General features: G+C 38.1%; 21 protein-coding genes and 2 riboswitches. Of the genes, 1 reads left to right on the forward strand and 20 read right to left on the reverse strand.

Going from position 1 to position 18905, the window contains the following annotated elements; genetic code table 11:
* Positions 1 to 57: 57 nt before the first annotated feature.
* The 3 genes from ASO14_RS07730 to ASO14_RS07740 form a co-directional block, all read right to left on the reverse strand.
* Positions 58 to 366, reverse strand: coding sequence for an ArsR/SmtB family transcription factor (locus ASO14_RS07730; RefSeq protein ID WP_087680664.1), 309 nt, complete (start codon positions 364 to 366; stop codon positions 58 to 60).
* 11 nt (positions 367 to 377) lie between these two features.
* Positions 378 to 1307 carry a cation diffusion facilitator family transporter gene (locus ASO14_RS07735; protein WP_068453570.1) on the reverse strand — a complete coding sequence of 310 codons (930 nt, stop codon included), beginning with the start codon at positions 1305 to 1307 and terminating at the stop codon, positions 378 to 380.
* Between the two features lie 64 nt (positions 1308 to 1371).
* Positions 1372 to 2253, reverse strand: coding sequence for a helix-turn-helix transcriptional regulator (locus ASO14_RS07740; protein WP_231727000.1), 882 nt, complete (start codon positions 2251 to 2253; stop codon positions 1372 to 1374).
* A gap of 111 nt (positions 2254 to 2364) precedes the next feature.
* Here ASO14_RS07740 and ASO14_RS07745 point away from each other — a divergent pair, with 111 nt between their 5' ends.
* The gene (locus ASO14_RS07745; RefSeq protein ID WP_068453574.1) at positions 2365 to 3285 is read left to right on the forward strand and encodes an EamA family transporter; all 921 of its coding nucleotides are present in this window, start codon (positions 2365 to 2367) and stop codon (positions 3283 to 3285) included.
* 318 nt (positions 3286 to 3603) lie between these two features.
* On the opposite strand, the gene ASO14_RS07750 is transcribed toward ASO14_RS07745, so the two are convergent.
* The 17 genes from ASO14_RS07750 to ilvC form a co-directional block, all read right to left on the reverse strand.
* Complete coding sequence (locus ASO14_RS07750; RefSeq protein ID WP_197409916.1) at positions 3604 to 4257, reverse strand: TIGR02391 family protein; 654 nt, start codon at positions 4255 to 4257, stop codon at positions 3604 to 3606.
* A 285-nt stretch (positions 4258 to 4542) separates the two neighbouring features.
* The gene (locus ASO14_RS07755; protein WP_231726939.1) at positions 4543 to 5460 is read right to left on the reverse strand and encodes a cation diffusion facilitator family transporter; all 918 of its coding nucleotides are present in this window, start codon (positions 5458 to 5460) and stop codon (positions 4543 to 4545) included.
* 270 nt (positions 5461 to 5730) lie between these two features.
* Positions 5731 to 6234, reverse strand: a complete 504-nt coding sequence (locus ASO14_RS07760; protein WP_068453577.1) for a GNAT family N-acetyltransferase — start codon at positions 6232 to 6234, stop codon at positions 5731 to 5733.
* Positions 6235 to 6278: 44 nt separating this feature from the next.
* Positions 6279 to 7289, reverse strand: a complete 1011-nt coding sequence (locus ASO14_RS07765) for a ThiF family adenylyltransferase (protein WP_068453579.1) — start codon at positions 7287 to 7289, stop codon at positions 6279 to 6281.
* Positions 7282 to 8052 carry a thiazole synthase gene (locus tag ASO14_RS07770; RefSeq protein WP_068453581.1) on the reverse strand — a complete coding sequence of 257 codons (771 nt, stop codon included), beginning with the start codon at positions 8050 to 8052 and terminating at the stop codon, positions 7282 to 7284. Before ASO14_RS07770 ends, ASO14_RS07765 begins: the two co-directional genes overlap by 8 nt.
* Position 8053: 1 nt before the next feature.
* Positions 8054 to 8254 carry a sulfur carrier protein ThiS gene (thiS, locus tag ASO14_RS07775; protein ID WP_068453583.1) on the reverse strand — a complete coding sequence of 67 codons (201 nt, stop codon included), beginning with the start codon at positions 8252 to 8254 and terminating at the stop codon, positions 8054 to 8056.
* Positions 8239 to 9318 (reverse strand): glycine oxidase ThiO, encoded by a 1080-nt coding sequence (gene thiO / locus ASO14_RS07780; protein WP_068453585.1) that lies wholly within the window; start codon positions 9316 to 9318, stop codon positions 8239 to 8241. The genes thiS and thiO overlap by 16 nt, the downstream gene beginning before the upstream one ends.
* Positions 9305 to 9883, reverse strand: a complete 579-nt coding sequence (locus ASO14_RS07785) for a thiamine phosphate synthase (RefSeq protein WP_068453587.1) — start codon at positions 9881 to 9883, stop codon at positions 9305 to 9307. The genes thiO and ASO14_RS07785 overlap by 14 nt, the downstream gene beginning before the upstream one ends.
* Entirely contained in the window at positions 9884 to 10879 is a 996-nt protein-coding gene (locus ASO14_RS07790) for an ABC transporter substrate-binding protein (RefSeq protein ID WP_068453588.1), read from the reverse strand.
* Entirely contained in the window at positions 10879 to 11619 is a 741-nt protein-coding gene (locus ASO14_RS07795; RefSeq protein ID WP_068453590.1) for an ABC transporter permease, read from the reverse strand. Before ASO14_RS07795 ends, ASO14_RS07790 begins: the two co-directional genes overlap by 1 nt.
* Positions 11616 to 12392 (reverse strand): ABC transporter ATP-binding protein, encoded by a 777-nt coding sequence (locus ASO14_RS07800; protein WP_409136208.1) that lies wholly within the window; start codon positions 12390 to 12392, stop codon positions 11616 to 11618. Before ASO14_RS07800 ends, ASO14_RS07795 begins: the two co-directional genes overlap by 4 nt.
* 21 nt (positions 12393 to 12413) lie before the next feature.
* Positions 12414 to 12521: riboswitch (TPP riboswitch) on the reverse strand.
* A 65-nt stretch (positions 12522 to 12586) separates the two neighbouring features.
* A riboswitch (TPP riboswitch) is annotated at positions 12587 to 12695 on the reverse strand.
* 62 nt (positions 12696 to 12757) lie between these two features.
* Positions 12758 to 14041, reverse strand: coding sequence for a hypothetical protein (locus ASO14_RS07805; RefSeq protein ID WP_068453594.1), 1284 nt, complete (start codon positions 14039 to 14041; stop codon positions 12758 to 12760).
* Positions 14028 to 14540, reverse strand: coding sequence for an RNA polymerase sigma factor (locus tag ASO14_RS07810; protein WP_068453596.1), 513 nt, complete (start codon positions 14538 to 14540; stop codon positions 14028 to 14030). Before ASO14_RS07810 ends, ASO14_RS07805 begins: the two co-directional genes overlap by 14 nt.
* A gap of 136 nt (positions 14541 to 14676) precedes the next feature.
* Positions 14677 to 15267 carry a 3-isopropylmalate dehydratase small subunit gene (leuD, locus tag ASO14_RS07815; RefSeq protein ID WP_068453598.1) on the reverse strand — a complete coding sequence of 197 codons (591 nt, stop codon included), beginning with the start codon at positions 15265 to 15267 and terminating at the stop codon, positions 14677 to 14679.
* Positions 15268 to 15279: 12 nt separating this feature from the next.
* Positions 15280 to 16689, reverse strand: coding sequence for a 3-isopropylmalate dehydratase large subunit (leuC, locus tag ASO14_RS07820; protein WP_068453599.1), 1410 nt, complete (start codon positions 16687 to 16689; stop codon positions 15280 to 15282).
* A 19-nt stretch (positions 16690 to 16708) separates the two neighbouring features.
* On the reverse strand, positions 16709 to 17797 hold the full coding sequence (gene leuB, locus ASO14_RS07825) for a 3-isopropylmalate dehydrogenase (protein WP_068453601.1): 1089 nt from the start codon (positions 17795 to 17797) through the stop codon (positions 16709 to 16711).
* 89 nt (positions 17798 to 17886) lie between these two features.
* Positions 17887 to 18903: a ketol-acid reductoisomerase gene (ilvC, locus tag ASO14_RS07830; RefSeq protein ID WP_068453603.1), complete on the reverse strand. Its 1017-nt coding sequence runs from the start codon at positions 18901 to 18903 to the stop codon at positions 17887 to 17889.
* Between the last annotated feature and the right edge of the window lie 2 nt (positions 18904 to 18905).

An 18905-nucleotide genomic window follows, 5' to 3' on the forward strand; every position in this document is an offset into this window, starting at 1 on the left:
TTTTTCAAAGTAAGAAAGAAAAGGAGGAACGACGGATATTTCACGTCATTTCTCCTCTTACTCATGCATTGCATGATCAATCGCTTGGTGTAGTAAATCAATGACATGTTCGTCGTCATGTGCATAATACATTGTTGTACCTTCTCTTCTAAATTTCACGAGACGTAAATTTTTTAAAAAACGAAGTTGGTGTGATACCGTAGATTGTCCAAGATTGAGTGCTTCTGCGATATCATTCACTGAACGTTCTGTACCACATAAATAATTTAAAATACGAATACGAGTTGGATCACTCAACGCTTTAAATGTTTGCGATACAACGAATAATGTTTCTTCATCTAATTGTCGTTCACATATATGTTTCATACATATCACTCCTAATGATTATGCCCTGCATGTGGATCTAGCTCTACTTTCATCGTACAGAATAAATCAGGTTGATGTGCAAGTGAAGCTGCTTCTAATTGAATTGTTACATGTTGAATATTCTCATGGGCTAGTTGATGTTCTAAATCTGCGAGTAATTGTGAACTTTCAATTACGGTTAAATTATCTGGAACTACTAAGTGACATGTTAACGCATTTAAACGAGATGTAATTGTCCATACATGTAAATCGTGAACACCTTGTACTTCTTTTTTAGACTTTAGAATATCTACTAAGTGGTCAATCTCGATATCTTTTGGTGTTCCTTCCATTAACACATGAACTGAATCCATCGTCACTTTAAAGCCACTTCGTAAAATTAATATTGCGACAATAATACTTGCGATTGGATCAGCTATTCGCCAGTCAAAGAATAAAATACAAAGACCTGCAACAATTGCACCAATTGAACCAAGCATATCTGAAATAACATGTAAATACGCACCACGCATATTTAAGTTCTCTTTCGTATCGGCGCCGCGCATCATAATATATGCAACTAAGATGTTTACAAGTAATCCAATCGTACTGATAATTAACATACCTGTTGTTGAAACTTCAGGCGGATTTTTAAAGCGATCGAATGCTTCATAAAAAATGTATAAAGCCACTAACATAAGTGTAACACCATTCACAACAGCCGCTAAAATTTCAAAACGTTTATAGCCATATGTTTTACCGTTATTCGAAGCTTTTTGTGCAAGTGTAAAAGCGATAAGCGCTATGGCTAATGATATCGAATCACTTAACATATGCCCTGCGTCGGATAGTAATGCTAAACTATTGGTTAAAAAACCACCAACCATCTCAATAATCATGTACACTGTAATAATAATGAGTGAATACCAAAGTATTTTCCGATTATTATTTTGTTCTTCCATTTTTAACACCCCTTTATATGAACATATAATCATATATACATATTATAAGTAAATGGAAGCAAAGTCAAGCTTCCATCTCATTTTTACTCGCTATACTCTTTTTATAAGCAAGTGGGGTTTGTCCCATACGTTCTTTAAACTTCTCAATATAATAGCTTGTACTATTAAATCCCACTTCATAAGCTACTTCTGTAACATTATAATGTTGCAAATAAGTAAGGCTTTTTCGAATTCTATAGTCCGTCACATATTGTAATGGTGTTGTATGTAAAATTCGTTTGAAATAACGACAACATTCCGAGCGGCTTAGCTGCCCTGCTTGTGCAATATTTTCTAAAATAATCGTTTCAGCATAATGTGTGTGAATCCATTGGAGCATCTGCTTCATACGCTCATTTTGAATAGGCTGTCTAAGTGCAATACCTTGTTGAAACCCTATAATCATCTCTTTCCAAAGCTGTGTTAGATGAATGGTTAAATCAAATTCAAATAACGGATGTTTCGTTTCAAGTAATGTATAGATTGCTTGTAAATGCGCCAACACTTGATTCGACCAACTTGTTGACTTCGTTAATCTCATGTAACTATTGGCTTGCAAATAAGGTTGAACATATGCTGCATACAATTCATTCGACATTATAAATAGCGGCGAAACATTCAAACAGCGGTAAATACATGGATTTTTTGCATCATCTTTTGCACCATGTAGTTGCGCTTGATTAATAAAAAGTCCTTCTCCTTTTGAAACCGTCATATATTCTTCATTCACTTGAAATTGTGCAGATCCTTGTAGCACGACAATCCATTGTAATTCTTCATGCCAGTGAAGTGGTATATAACCATGTACATTTGCTTGAATCGTTGTTTCATAACAAGCAACAGGTAATGTTACCGTATGATGCTTGGTTAGTTCTTGTAGTTGTGCATTGAGTTGAAAATCGGTAATTTGCATGGTCTCACCTCAATCTTGTTATACTTTTTTCATTAAATTCAGTATTTTCTAAGTAGATTATCCTTTATTATAACATGGAGAACATAGAAAAAAAGGAGAATAAAGATGAAACGACCTGCTCGAAAAATCGGTCTTATCCTCGTAACAGTGGGCGCTCTCTTTTGGGGTGTCGGAGGAACAGTTGCACAAAAACTATTTCAAAACTATGCGGTTGACGTCAACTGGCTTGTTACAACAAGATTGCTCATCGCTGGTATTTTATTGTTAACTGTACAATTTTTCTTAAAAGACCGAAAACAAATCTTTCAAATATGGCAACATAAACATACAGCATTACAACTCATTATTTTCGGCATCATTGGTATGCTTGCTGTACAGTACACGTATATGATGTCCATCAATTATGGGAATGCGGCAGTTGCGACATTATTACAATATTTAGCGCCTGTCATGATTATTCTCTATCTTGTCTTACGTCGACAATCCGTCTTAACAAAAAAAGACGTGATTACCGTAACGCTTGCTCTGCTCGGTTGCTTCTTCCTCTTAACGAACGGTTCCATTTCGAATTTATCCGTCCCAACACCTGCTATTATTTGGGGGATTTTATCGGGCGTCGCACTCGCTTTTTATACATTGTATGCTGTTCGTCTACTCGCTCATTTCGATTCACTCGTCGTTGTTGGTTGGGCAATGGTTATCGGTGGCTTCATGCTTAGTTTCATCCATCCACCATGGGCAGTCGATTTATCCCAATTCGATGTAGATGGTTATATCTATCTTATTTTCGTCATCATTTTCGGTACAATGTTAGCATTTTGGTTTTATATCGAGAGCTTACAAAGTTTATCACCGAAAGAGACGAGTTTATTAAGTAGCTTAGAACCGCTTGCTGCTGTTTTAACAACGGTCTTCTGGCTACAAGAACATTTCGGTTTTTGGCAATGGATTGGAACAGCTTGTATTCTATTCATGATTTTACTGCTGGCACTCGGTACAAAAACACCTGAACTTTCGGATGATTAGAAAAGTGTCTGAAATAAAAATATTTTCAACAGAAAAGAACCTGTATGATTTCGAAAAATCATACAGGTTCTTTAACTCAATCAAATTCCGCTTCGAAAAACGCTTTCCGCGGGCATGGCTTCAAACCCCTCGTCACTCCGTTCCTGTGGGGTTTTCAGCTCATGCTATTCCCGCAGGAGTCGTTTTCTACGCGTTTAATTGATTAGATTATTTATATTTAAGATATAGTGTAGAACAAATAGATTAAAAACTAGTAAACTTATGTATCTTGCTCTTGAAAAATACATATAATTTTTTATAATACTTAAAATAATTATTTTAAACTTCTAAAAATCTAATACATTCACAGTTATCTAAATGGGAATGAGCCATTGAAATTAATAATAAAGCTTGAATAGCATCTCCTTCACTTCTATCATCGTACATCTTTGGTGAATGAGCAGTTGGATTTCTATATAAATAACAAATAGTGTTTAATAAAGATTTTAGACCTTGATATTGACTCTTTTCTGTATCATTAGATATTAAATTGCCTTTAATAAGAATTGAAGGGTTTTTCAAATTAAATGAATCGTTAATTAATGTATTTCCATCCTTACTAGATAAATTTAAATCTCTAATACGCTGTAATATACCTTTACTTGCTTCTAATATCGCATGGAAATAATTTTCTTGCAGCAACTCCTGTTTACAATATTTTATTACTTCTAAATGAACATTATATTCATTTAATTTTTCATATAAGTTATTAGTTCTATTAGCGGCCTCTTCTAAAGTGTTCACAGGTTTCACTGTAATAACTTTTCCATTTGAGAGTAACTCTAATCCACAAAAAACGATTATCTCATTAATATTTTTTAAAGAGTCATTCCACAAATCAACCTTATTTCTAAATTCAAATGGTTTCATAATATCTTCAATTAAAGTAATAAATGGTTTAGTAGAATTAGACTTATCCATTTCAAAAATCACTGTATCGTTAATTCTTTTCCACTTAGTACTTAATGTTTTATCGCCTGTTTCCGTGTAGTAATCTCTCCATTTGTTCTTTTTGAATAAATAAGTTATCTTACTACCTGTTGTTAGCTCACCTAATATTTTTGTTTTATCACTTTAACTTTAAAAAAATACATTTAAACCTTATTATACCACTTAAAATTAAATCTTCACTGCAGATTTTAATTAAGCGAATAATACATACTTAATAAAATAAAACAAAAAACCAAAATCGCATTGTAATACGATTCTGGTTTTTCATTATAATTCCGCTGGTGTGCGTGCTACTTCTGTTTCAGCGTACCACGGATTAAGGTGGACTAACACTTCTGTTACTTCTTCATCGCGCTCCATAATTTGTTTTTTAATTTCACGACAGACATCATGTCCTTGTTGAATCGTTAAGTCTGCTTGAATACCCACACGTACATCGACTAATACATAATGTCCGTGATTACGCGCACGAATACTGTCAATTCGTTTGACATACGTAATTTGCTTTATTGTTTCAAAATATTGATGACTTCGCTCCAATGGAATACTTGCTTCCATTAAAATATCAATCGATTCTTTCATCATACCAATCGCTAATTTTAAAATCAGTAATGCGACAATGATGCCTGCAACAGGATCACCATATGCAGCGTAGGGAATTGCGATAATGTATTGATTAATAAGCGCGATGCCGATACCGACAACAGCTGCTAATGAGGCATAGACATCGGCTAAATGGTCATAAGCTGTCGCAATTAATCCCTTGCTACGTTCTTTTCGTCCAATGCGAATCGTATAGACATAGAGCCATGCTTTCCATAAAAGCGAAATAACGGCTGCAACAAAGGCTAAAATATGTGCTTCTGTCGCTGGTTCAAATAAAGCAAGAATCGATTCATACCCAATATAAACTGCTGCCAACATTAAAATAATGGACACAAAGGCGGAAGATACAACTTCTGCTTTCCCATGTCCATAAGGATGGTCTTCATCTGCTGGTTGATTCGAGATTTTCATGGAGCCTAATGATACCGCAGAAGCAACAACGTCTGCTGCGTTATGTATTCCATCAGCGAGGAGAACTTGGCTTTTGAATACGACGCCTGAAATGATTTTTAAAATCGTTAAACAAATATTGCTAATGACACTCACCCAAGCGGCGAATAATGATTGTTGTTTGTCCAAAAGAAACCCTCCAAATAATGACATCTGATGTCGAAAGTGCTTTCGTATCATATCAAACAAAATCGCTCTTAGTCTATGCAAAGATTTTTTCCGTTATTACGTGTTTTTTAAATAAAGAAAAAAAGTTTCTTATAAGAAAAAAATAAGCTTTTATAAAAAAAGTAAGCTAAACACTTCGTATAAAAGCGTTTAGCTTACTTATTATTTCCCTAAGGAAAAACTCTTTTCATTTTCATCTTTTCCTGTTACAGAAAAAATAATTCTTTTGGACTAGACGTCTTTTCCCATCACATACAGATCAAAGTATTGGTCATTCCAATACGTTTCATTCTTCAATGTACCTTCAATAACAAAGCCAAGCTTAATGTAAAGTGCTACAGCCTTTAAATTATCTGCACGCGTATCTAAACGAATCTTCGTAATGAATGGCTGCTCTCTCGCCCATTGAATCAACTTTTTCATAAGAATTGTACCAATTCCCTTACTGTGTTGTGCTTTTTCAACGACAATACCAAGCTCTGTTACATGACGTGCTTTTATTTTGTGGGATGTAGTCATCGTACCAATCGCAATAATACGTCCTTCATCTTTCACGAGCAACATGTACTGACTATCATCTTGTGCGTCACGTTCAATCGCTTCACTCTGTTCTTCCACTGTTAATGGATATTCATCTTGTTCAAAACTTAAATATGATGTTTCACCACCGACACGATTATAAAATGCAACAATCTCTGCCGCATCTTCTACTGTTGGTTTTATATATTCAACCATGTTCTTCACCTCATACTTATTATACCCAAGCTAAAGTATTCTGGTTAAAAATATTGATAATATAATTTTTTTGCAGTAAGAACATCTTTTGTGCCATGAACAAACACACGTCCGTCTTGAAATACGACGAGTTTATAGGGCTTTGCCTCAATGCGAATGAGATAGTCATTTTGTGTATAATTTTGCCCTTGTAATGTTTCTGCAAACTGAGCTAAAGACCAATTTTCTCGTTGATTCATACGCAGTTGAACCGTATCACGCCCACACAATATCGCTGTTTTCAATTGATTGTCTGCTTGTAAATAGGGATGTGTTGCATGAGATGAGCAACAAGGACAAGCTGGATCTTTTAAGCTTTGTACACGCACTTCGGCTATTTCATTCTTCCATAAATCTGTTGAAATAAGTGTACCGCGTAGTGCATCATATTGTTTTGTTAGAATTTTTAATAGTTCCGTCATTTGCCAGACGACAACTTGTGATACAGCAGGTGCGATAATTCCCGCTGTGTCACACGTCGCACCGCCAAGTGGAATCTTTTGCATTAAACAATGCAAGCAGGGTGTCTCATTCGGTAAAAAAGTATAGGAAAGACCGTATGAACCGACACATGCACCGTAAATCCATGGAATCTGTTGCTGATAGGCGAAGTCGTTGACTATAAAACGAATATCAAAATTATCTGTCGCATCGATGATGACGTCGACTTGTTTAAATTGTGTTAAAAAAGCAGGACTGACATCTTCTATGTACGCATCAATTTGAACGGATTGATTGATGGCGCGTAGATGTTGATGTGCGGCAACCGCCTTTGGCAAACCTTGTTCAGCATCTTGTTCATGATAGAGTGTTTGACGTTGTAAATTAGAGTAGTCGACATAATCTCGGTCAACAATCGACAGATGTCCAACACCTGCTCGCACACATTGTTCTGTTATTTGACTGCCTAATGCACCAAGACCAATCACAAGGATATGTGCATCTCGTAATGCTTGCTGCCCTGTTGTGCCAATCGGTTCAAACAGAATTTGACGTGAATAACGTACACTATCCAATCGGACTCATTCCTTTTTGCGGACTACTCGCAATACCATATTCTTTTTTCGGAATGGCTCCTGCTTCATACCCCATGCGCCCTGCTTCAATCGCATACTTCATTGCGCGTGCCATTTGAATTGGATTTTGTGCGCCACTTACTGCTGTATTTAATAAGACACCGTCTGCACCTAACTGCATTGCATAAGCTGCATCTGCTGGTGTGCCAATCCCTGCATCGACAATGACAGGCACTGTTGATTGTTCCATAATGAATTGTAAGTTCAGCGGATTAATAACACCTTGTCCTGAACCGATTGGTGAAGCACCTGGCATGATGGCATGTGCACCAAGCTCTTGTAAATGGCGTGCGAGTACCACGTCATCTGACGTATAAGGTAATACAATAAAGCCAAGTTCTAATAATTTTTCGGTTGCTTTCAATGTTTCAATTGGATCTGGTAATAAACTACGGTCACAACCAATCACTTCGACTTTAATCATGTCACATAGCCCCGATGCTTTTGCGAGTTGTGCAATGCGAACTGCTTCTTCTGCCGTTTTTGCACCTGCTGTATTCGGTAATAGTGTATATTTTGATACATCAATTTTTTCTAATAAATTCGGTTGTGTCGGTTCAAAAATATTCATACGACGAACTGCGAATGTAAGGATTTCTGTTTCCGACGCTGCAATCGCCTGTTGTTGTACATCAAAATCTGTAAATTTCCCTGTTCCTAATAATAAACGTGATGTGAATTGTTTTTCTCCAATAGTTAACATATTAACCGCCTCCTACGAATGTTACGATTTCGAATGAATCGCTTGGTTGAATTGCTCGTTCATGCTCATCTGCCTGTAAAATGGCACCGTTTTGTTCCACGATGATGACTTTCGATTGAAGTGCTAAAAAATCGACAAGTGCTGCGACTGTCTGTACTTCCTCTGGTACATCGATAAAATGACCGTTTACACGTAATTGCACGTATTTGTCACCTCCTCTAATTGATTTGCCATATATTCACCTGTAATGGCACTGAGTAAAATACCATTCCTGTAATGTCCAACCGCACACCATAATCCTTTTGTTGTCGCATGTTGTGCCATAAGTGGTCGTTCTAAAGAACAGTCTGGACGCAAACCTGCCCAGCTCGTTTTAAAGGTCGCCTGTTGAAGTGCTGGTACAAGTTCAAAAGCTTGATTTAATAGATGTTGCACACTTGCTGCTTCCACGTGCTTTGTTACGTCACCTCGCTTCATCGTTGCCCCAATGACGTAATGACCGCCTCGTTTTGGTGCAATATAAAATCGTTCTCGAAATAGTGGCACTTGTAAAATCGGTTCATAACTATGCAAGCAAACGACTTCCCCCTTCACAGGAATCGCTTCAATTTCAAAATGTTGTTGCAGCGTCTGATTTGATGCGCCCGTTGCTAGTATGATTTGTTTCGTTTCCAACATGCCTGCTGTTGTTTGCACACCACATACTTCTCCTTGCTGTTCTATAATCTGGGTCACTTCCGTATGTTCGTAAATGGCACAACCAAGTGCTGCGGCACTCGCGGCATAGCCTTTTGTTAAGTCCTTTGCAAGTACATGCCCATCATCTCGGCAAAATACACCACCATATAATTTAGATGACACTGCTGGTTCTATCTGCTGTACTTGTGCCATCGTCATCGCTTCACACACTTCACCACACGCACTTTGCCAGTTCATAATGTCATGAATACGTGCGAGTTCTTGTTCTGTATGAGCGATGCGCAAGATTCCTTTTTGTTCATAACCAATATCAATGCCTGAGAGTGTACGAATTTCCTCTTGAAGTTTTGGAAATAATCGACGACTTTGCTGTGCTAGGTGAAAGAGTGGATCTTCCGCATCCCACTCTGCTTGTACACCGAGTAAACCAGCAGCCGCAGATGAAGCACCACTGCCAATCATCTGTTTTTCGATGATGGCTACTCGCTTTTTTCGTTTAGAAAGCGAATAGGCGATTGAACTGCCGATTGCACCGCCGCCAATGATGATGACATCATAATTCTTCATAGTTCTCCCTCATTTCACGATAGATTTTTAATATGTCACAACCATTTTCTGCCTCCCAAAAACCCGAGCGAATCGCTATTCTTTCACTTTTCACAAGATGTACGTTGTGGGGCGTAATCCCTCCTAATGCAATATACGGACGCTTCGCTGTTTGGAGAATATCTGCTGCTAAAGGAATCGCATCTTTTTTACAACTTGTATGAAAAATCGGTGATAACATACATTGATCCGCCTCACTCTTATGTAATTCTTCAATAGAATGAACTGATTCGATAATTGAAAATTCTGAAAAGCGCACGCGAATTACGGGAATAGGTAGACTTCTGTAACCAACTTGAACGGTTTGAATTTGATGTGCATGGGCAACATCTAACCGATCATGGACGATCATTTTATGAAGAGGAAAACCAGCTTGTAGACACTGATCTATAAGCTGATATAACTCCTTTGCTGTGCGTTCATATTCACGAAAATGTAGTGCGTCTATTTCGGTTTCTGCATGCATAACACGTTTTACAAACTGTTCATTCGTCTGCTTGCCATCTGAAAGAACATGAATCTTCATCTACTTCACCAGTTCTTTATATAGCTCGTCTGTTGGCACCATTTTATCGGCAATTTTTTGTTGAACGAGCCACTCATTTTGCTTTTCCCAGCTGGCTGGATTATCCGATAAGAACGGCTCTTCCTTCGTCTCCATCTTATCTGTTACAATCTTCAAGCTTTTTTCCTCGATACTTTTCGTCAGTGGGAATTGGTCTTTCTCTTGATGATCTAATAGAATAGCAAGCGATTCATCTGGATTCTTCTTCGTATAATCAAACCCTTGTTTCGCTGCTTCTAAAAATGCTTTTAATGTTGCTTCGTCTTTCGCAATCGTACGGTCACTTGCTACGAAGACAATTTCATGACTCTTTGGTACACCGAATTCCGATGGGTCCATTGTTGAAATCGGATAGCCCTTTTCCTCCATGACAGGTAGCTCATGGTTAATTAGACCACCTGCTAAAACATCCACTTTTTTCGTAATGAGTGCGGATACTAATTCAAAGCCTACGTCGACTAACTTCACTTGATTCGGGTCGCCCCCATCTTCTTTTACCATCGCTTTAATTGTCGCTTCACTTAATGGTGTACCGCCATAACCAACTGTTTTTCCTTCTAAATCGCGTGGTCGTTGAATATTCGATTCTTTTAGTGACATCAATTGACTAAGTGGTGATTGGACAATCGTACCAATCGACTGAATTGGAACTCCTTCATTCGCACGTGCCATAATGACATCTTGCTGATAGTAAATACCAATGGTTGATTTTCCAGCAGCTGTTAAAGTCAGTGGGTCTGTTGGATTCGATGGATATTGTAGTTTGACATCAAGTCCTTTTTCTTTAAAATAACCTTTTTCCATCGCTACATAGAGAAAGCTATGAATCGCATTCGGATACCAATCGAGCATAACTGTCACTTCTTTTAATTCTTTACCATCTTTTGCTTTACTTGAACAACCTGCTAATACGACAACTAACAAACTACATAGTACAAAAAATTTCATCAAACGCATTAATCTTTCCTCCAAACGATATATTTTTTTTCAATGATTCGAATGATGAAGACAGCAATGATCGCCATCGTAGATAATAGAACGATAGGCGCAAATACACCTGCTCCGTCTAACTGTGTCATCATTCGTTTACTGAAGTAACCGAGACCTGCCTGTGCTCCGAGCCACTCCCCAACAGCTGCGCCGATAATACTGAGCGGTACAGCGATTTTAAAAGCAGAGAATAGCTGTGGTAGCGCTGACGGAAGTTGTAGCTTCCAAAAAATTTGCCATTTTGTCGCCCCGTACGTTCGCATGAGTTCTTCTAGTTCACGCTTTGTACTACGCAGTCCATCAAACATACTCATCGCAATCGGGAAAAACGCAATGAGGACAGTCACAAGCACTTTACTCCAAATCGTGTAACCGAACCATAAAACAAAAATGGGCGCGAGTGCTGTAATGGGAATCGTCTGTGACGCGACGAGTAGCGGATAGAATGCGCGCTCCGACCAATGACTGAGGTGCATCATAATCGCGAGGCCAATGCCTAAAATAATTGAAATTAGTAAACCAATCCAAAGTACTTGTAGTGTTGCAGGTAAATGGACGGTAAATAGAGCTTCTCTAAAATCCCACATCTTTTGTAAGATGGCTGTTGGAGACGGTAAGATGTACATCTCATTTAGCCAGCGCGCAAATACTTCCCAAATGAGTAGCAGTCCCACACTCACGTAAATCGCAGGTGCATTTTTTCTCATAATTGCTGACGTCCTTGTTGCAACATGTAAATCAGTTGTTGCTTCACGTCTTGCACCTCCTTACTTGCTAAATCTGAACGCTGTCTTTTATGTTCCATTGGGACAATCGTTTCGTGTAGCGTATGAATTGGTGTCTGCTGTACAGTTAGAATACGATCTGATAAATAGAGCGCTTCATCCACATCATGCGTAATAAATAAAATGGTTTTACGCCATTTCTTCGCTTGTATGTATAACCAATCTTGTAACTCCATCTTCGTCAGTGCATCAAGTGCACTAAATGGTTCATCGAGTAACAGTACATCTTGTGAAGCATTCAATGCACGAATGAAGGCAACACGTTGGCGCATGCCACCCGATAAGTCTTTTGGTTTTTTATGCATGTAAGCTCCTAGACCAAATTCCTCGAGTAACGCCTTACTCTGTTCTTCTGCTCTCTTTTTCGGTATTCGCTGACATTCTAATGGCAACAATGTATTTTGTAATACCGTTCGCCAAGGAAGCAGTAAATCTTGCTGTGGCATATAGCCTACCGGTTGTTTCGCTACGGTCACTTGTCCCGATTGTGCCTGAGATAGACCTGTAATGAGACGAAAAATCGTACTTTTTCCGCAACCACTTGGACCAATTAACGAAACGAATTCACCTTCTTGAATGGAAAAATGAACATGGTCTAAAATGGGTTGTTCTTCGTAACGAAAACAGACATCTTGTAAAGCTAAACTCTCCAATGATCTTCCTCCTCTATAAAAAAAGCCATCTCGACAAAGAATCGAAATGGCTGCAAATGACAGAATCATCGCATGCCACTTCCCTACGCTAGTCCGAACTAGATCAGGTAATAAGGGTTAAGGTGTCGAAACCTCTCTCAGCACGTAAAAACGGCACCCCTAGTGGTGAAGCATTATGAAATTAGAAAAAGCCCCTGTCTCCATACACGTATCGAAACAGGGACCTGAAATTGTTTTTTCGGTCGAAACGGCTTCCCTACGCTAGTATGAACTAGATCAGGTTGAAAGAATCCAGAGCTTACGGCTCCATCTCAGCTGGCAACACCAGCACTCCTAGCACACTATGATTTTGTTAAGGTGAGTATAGCACTCCCTAGTAATTTATGCAATAGTTGGTTTTATTTTCATCACCAAAGTGGTTTATCCTCTTTGTCGACACGAATAAAGAGCGGTGAAAATAATATAAAGTAAAGAACATACACGATGATGACACCAATAATATACGCTATGTGAATTCCATATAGATTCGCTCCGATTGACAATGCGCCTAACACAAGACTTAGCAGGAAGCCTTGTAGATCAATGCGCCTTTTATTTAAATAAATCGGTTGTGCACAATGTCCACATGCTTGATATTTCTTCATACCCCACTGAAGTTTCCACGTCGTCCGATAGTCGAGCACTTCGTCGCAATGTGGACACGTTACTTCTTCACGATTTTTCATGACAAACCATAAAATAAAGCTTAAAACAATAAAGGCAATTCCTACGTATAGAGCGTTTTGATTACGGTACAGTATAAAAATAAATATTGTAAAGGCATATGTGTAACTCAGTATATCCTTCGTTCCTTCTAATAACTTCATCGCATTTGGACGGCTCATTCGAATATGGTTTTTATTGAATGAACCGATAATTGATGCAAATGTAAAGATTAATAAACCATAAAAAATATTTCTGGTTTTCCAAATGACGTACCATGCAAAAAGCATAGTCGTAACGAATGCTATTTTCCCGAAAATATTTTTCACTTTATTTTGATATTCATAGGGTTCTTTCTTCTCTTTTTCAATGAATAATGTTGAAAATAAAGTGGGTATACATAAAATAAATGCGATGAGTGCTATCTCCATAACACTTGGTTTTAATTTGAAAAAGAGTTCCGTTTCCTCTACACTGTCAGCCCATTTATAAATCTTATCTGTATCAAGTTCTTTTACATAATACTGTGTATCTTCGTCATTCGAAAATAGTAAAAAGGTTTCGACTTCGTTGTTCTCTTTCGTTACTTCGACAACATAGTATAAAGAAGGTGGTTCTATTTCTTTTTTTATAACAGGACTCGCATTTAATTTTTTTTGAAATGCTTCAAATTTAGAAGAAGATAGTTCTCGCTCGCTTGAAAACCATTGATTCGTTAATGTTGTTCCGTCTTCTTCATAACGCGCTTCTGTATCAATTCGAATCGACTGAATCCCATCTTCTGCTTGTCCAACGCGTGTCGTTTGTTGTTGGAAAATCATAAGAAGAATGCCAGCGAATACGACCATCATACAAGCAGTTAATAGGAGGGGTTTATAGATGACTTTTCTTCTCTCTTTTTTTCCTTTTTGAATCATTCGCTCTTTTGCCTGTTCTGACATTTTATATTGATTCATCTCTCGTTGAAATGATTGTTTAAAATTCTTCATCAAAATAAACCTCCTTTAACGATTGTTTGAGTTGTTGTTTCGCACGCTGGTGACGCGTTTTTACAGTGTTCAGTGGAATCGATAAAATCTCACTAATTTCTGCAAGCGTATATTCCTCAAAATAATGAAATAAAATAATGGCACGATACTTTTCATCCAGTTGTAAAACAGCATCTACTACTTCTCCATTTCTTTCTTTTCTTCCATAAAGATTCGCTGGGTTAATCGTCGAATCGCCTATGTCGACTTCCTTCTCTTTTGTAAAAAAGAAGCGCCACTTCCCTTTCTTCTTTCGTAAATAATCTTGACTTTTATGTACGGTTATTTTGGCTAAATACGTTCTTAAAGAGGCACGTTGTTCAAAAGCATGTTCATTTCGATAATGTGCGAGTAGAACATCTTGTACAATTTCTTCTGCTGCCCCGTGGTCTTTTACATAAATAAAAGCGACACGATAACAATAATCTGCATATGCCTCAATCAGTTCTTCCATCGTCATATTTTCACCCCTTCACCTCTATCGTCGCATACTTTTTATAAAAGGTTTCATTTTTTTGAAAATATTAAAAAAAAATAAAAAAGCTATCTATTGAATGATTGGGAATCCCCAACATCCATAGATAGCTTATCTTAATTTATACAGTTTGTGCTTTACGTTGTTCGAATTTTGAAATGTACTCTTCGTATTGGAACGTCAACGAAATTTCATCCCAACCGTTGATTAACATTTTTTTATAGTAAGGATCGATGTCAAAACGATAAACATCTTCGCCAGCTGTTACGGTTTGCTCCTCTAAATTTACAACGGCTTGTAAATCTTCTGCCTCTGCTTTTGCTAAAATCGCCTCTACTTGTTCAACAGGTAACTCAATCGGCAAAATTCCATTTTTGAAGCAGTTATTATGGAAAATATCTGCAAAACTTGGTGCGATAACAACGCGGAAACCGTAGTCTAAAATCGCCCATGGTGCGTGTTCACGCGATGAACCACACCCGAAGTTATCATGTGCTACTAAAATAGATGAACCATCATATTTTGGCTGATTTAATACGAAGTCTTGGATTGGCTGATCATTTGCATCAAAACGCCAATGATAGAATACATATTGACCAAAACCTGTACGTTCAATACGTTTTAAAAACTCTTTTGAAATAATCTGGTCTGTATCGACATTTTTACGATTTAATGGTGTCACAATACTTTTTACGATATTAATTGGTTCCATACAATTCCCCTCCTATACAGGTACGTTCATTACTTTTCGTACATCAACAAAATGGCCTGCGATTGCGGCTGCGGCTGCCATTGGCGGACTTACAAGGTGTGTACGTGATCCTGCACCTTGACGACCTTCAAAGTTACGATTCGATGTAGAAGCACAACGCTCACCTGCAGGTACAACATCTTCATTCATTGCTAAACACATCGAACAACCTGATTCACGCCATTCAAATCCTGCATCTAAGAAGATTTTGTCTAAACCTTCTGCTTCTGCTAATTGCTTCACAGAATAAGAACCTGGTACGACAATAGCACGTACACCGTCTGCTACTTTTTTACCTTGAATGACTTCTGCAGCGGCACGTAAATCATGTAGACGAGAGTTTGTACAAGAACCGATGAATACATGTTGAATTGCGATGTCTTCGATTGGTGTTCCTTGCTCTAAATCCATATATGTTAGTGCTTTTTCAAGCGCTTGACGGTCTGATTCATCTGCTAAATCTTTTGCAAATGGAACTGTTTTTGAAATCCCGGTACCCATTGAAGGATTTGTTCCCCATGTAACGAATGGTTCAATTTCAGAACCATCAATAACGACTGTACGATCATACGTTGCATCTGCGTCTGTTGCAAGTGCTAACCATTCTTTCGCAGCTTGTTCAAATGCTTCGCCTTGTGGTGCATATTTACGTCCGCGTAAATATTCAACCGTTGTTTCGTCTGGACTAATTAAACCTGCTTTTGCACCTGCTTCAATCGACATATTACAAATCGTCATACGTTCTTCCATTGATAATTGATGAATCGCATCACCTGTGAATTCTGCAATGTACCCTGTACCAACATCAATGCCGAATTTTGCAATAATCGCTAAAATGACGTCTTTTGCTGTTACGCCAAAACCAAGCTCGCCTGTTACACGAATTTCTAATGTTTTTGGCTTTGCTTGCCAAAGTGTTTGTGTGGACATGACGTGTTCTACTTCTGATGTACCAATTCCGAATGCAATCGCACCGAATGCACCATGTGTTGATGTATGTGAATCACCACAAACGATTGTTTTACCTGGTTGTGTTAAACCAAGTTGTGGTCCAATAACGTGGACAATCCCTTGATCTGGATGCCCCATGTCAGCCAATTCAACACCGAATTCTTTACAGTTATCCGCAAGTGTTGTAATTTGCTTTTTTGCAATTGGGTCATTGATTGTTGGTAAATTCTTCGTTGGTACGTTGTGATCCATTGTCGCAAATGTTAAATCAGGACGACGTAATACACGATTATTTAAACGAAGTCCTTCAAATGCTTGTGGTGACGTCACTTCATGTACTAAATGTAAATCAATATATAATAAATCTGGTTTTCCTTCTTCTTGATAGACAATATGTTGATCCCATACTTTTTCAATAATATTTTTCCCCATATTCTTCACCTCATCATCATTAAATAAATGTTTGTTCTTTTACATAAGCTGGTTCGATTTCATGTAATACTTTTTCTGTCCAGTCATTTGTAGAGAGTGCTTCTACACCTTTTGGCGCCATATCACCTGTAAAGAATCCTTTTTCGTAAACAGCTGCCACTGCGTCTTCAATTGCTTTTGCTTCTTCTAATAAACCAAATGAATATTGTAACATCATCGCTGCCGAAAGAATTGTTGCTGCTGGGTTTGCAATCCCTTTACCAGCAATTTCAGGTGCTGAACCATGTACGGGCTCGTATAAACCGAAGTTATCTGCACGCATACTTGCAGAAGGTAATACACCTAATGAACCTGTAATAACTGATGCTTCGTCACTTAGGATGTCACCAAACATATTCTCTGTCACAATGACATCATATTCTGCAGGTGCTGTAATTAGCTTCATTGCTGTTGAATCAACTAAACTATGCTCTACCTCTACATCTGGATATTGTGATTTTTTCTCATCTACGATATCACGCCATAAACGTGATGTATCAAGTACATTGGCTTTATCAACCGATGTTAGTTTTTTACGACGTAAGCGTGCTAGTGTGAAGGCATTATCGACGATTCGTTCGATTTCTTCTCTTGTATAAGTTAATGAATCAAGTGCTTCGTTCTCTGTACGATGACGTTCTCCAAAATATAAACCGCCTGTTAATTCTCGAACGATTAGAAGATCAACATCTTTCACAATATCTTCTTTTAAAGGAGATGATTTGAGCATCGACGGAATCGCTTGCACAGGTCGTAAATTAGAAAATAAGTCGAAGTGTTTACGGATGCGGAGTAGTCCTTTTTCTGGGCGTAAATCTGCTGGGTTATGATCCCATTTCGGTCCACCAACTGCGCCTAATAAAATAGCGTCGCTTTCTTCACATAGTGAAATCGTATTTTGTGGTAGTGGATCTTGATATTGGTCAATGGCTACACCGCCAATTGCACCATATGCAAAATGAAATTGATGATCATACTTTTGTGCGATTGCACCTAATACTTCAACAGCCGCAGTTACTACTTCTGGGCCAATACCGTCTCCTGGTAACACTGTAATTTTCTTTTCCATTATAATTTCCCCCTTAAATCAAATCGTGCGAAAATAACAAGTATGGAGTGATATGCGGGAAGCATATACTTCCCACACCCCATATTTTATTATTTTGTTACAACTTCTTTGTTTGCTTTTTGTCCAACGAATGGCATCATTTCACGTAATTTAGCGCCTACTTCTTCGATTTGGTGATCGCGTACTGCTTGTTTTTTCACTGAGTACTGTGGACGATCATTTTCGTTTTCAGCAATCCATTCTTTCGCAAATTTACCTGTTTGGATATCTGTTAATACGTCTTTCATTGCTGCTTTAGAAGCTGCTGTTACAACGCGTGGACCTGAAACATACTCGCCCCACTCTGCTGTATCAGAGATTGAGTAGTTCATGTTGTCGATTCCACCTTCGTACATTAAATCAACGATTAATTTTAATTCGTGGAAACATTCGAAGTAAGCGATTTCTGGTTGGTAACCTGCTTCAACTAATGTTTCGAAACCAGCTTTTACTAATTCAACTGCGCCACCGCAAAGTACAGCTTGCTCACCGAATAAGTCTGTTTCTGTTTCTTCTTTGAATGTTGTTTCAAGAACACCTGCGCGAGCTGAACCAATTCCTTTAGCCCAAGCTAGAGCTAAATCTTTCGCTGTACCTGTTGCATCTTGGTAAATACCGATTAATGCTGGTACACCTGCACCGTTTTGGTACGTACGACGAACTAAGTGTCCTGGACCTTTTGGTGCGATTAAGAATACATCTACGTCTGCTGGTGGTACGATTTGTTGATAATGAACGTTGAAACCATGTGCGAATACAAGTGCGTTACCTGCTTCTAAACCGTCTTTGATTTCTGCTTCATATACTTCTTTTTGACGCTCATCTGGAAGTAAGATCATGATTACGTCTGCTTCTTTCGCTGCTTCTGCAACTGTTTTTACAACTAAACCATCATTTTTAGCGCGCTCTGCTGATCCACCTGGGCGAATACCTACGCGTACGTCGAAACCTGATTCTTTAAGGTTTAATGCATGTGCATGGCCTTGTGAACCGTATCCGATTACTGCGATTTTTTTGTCCTTTAAGATTGCCTCGTTGATATCTTGGTTATAATACATTTTTACCATTG

This window comes from Kurthia sp. 11kri321 (assembly GCF_001534765.1).
GTDB lineage: Bacteria > Bacillota > Bacilli > Bacillales_A > Planococcaceae > Kurthia > Kurthia gibsonii.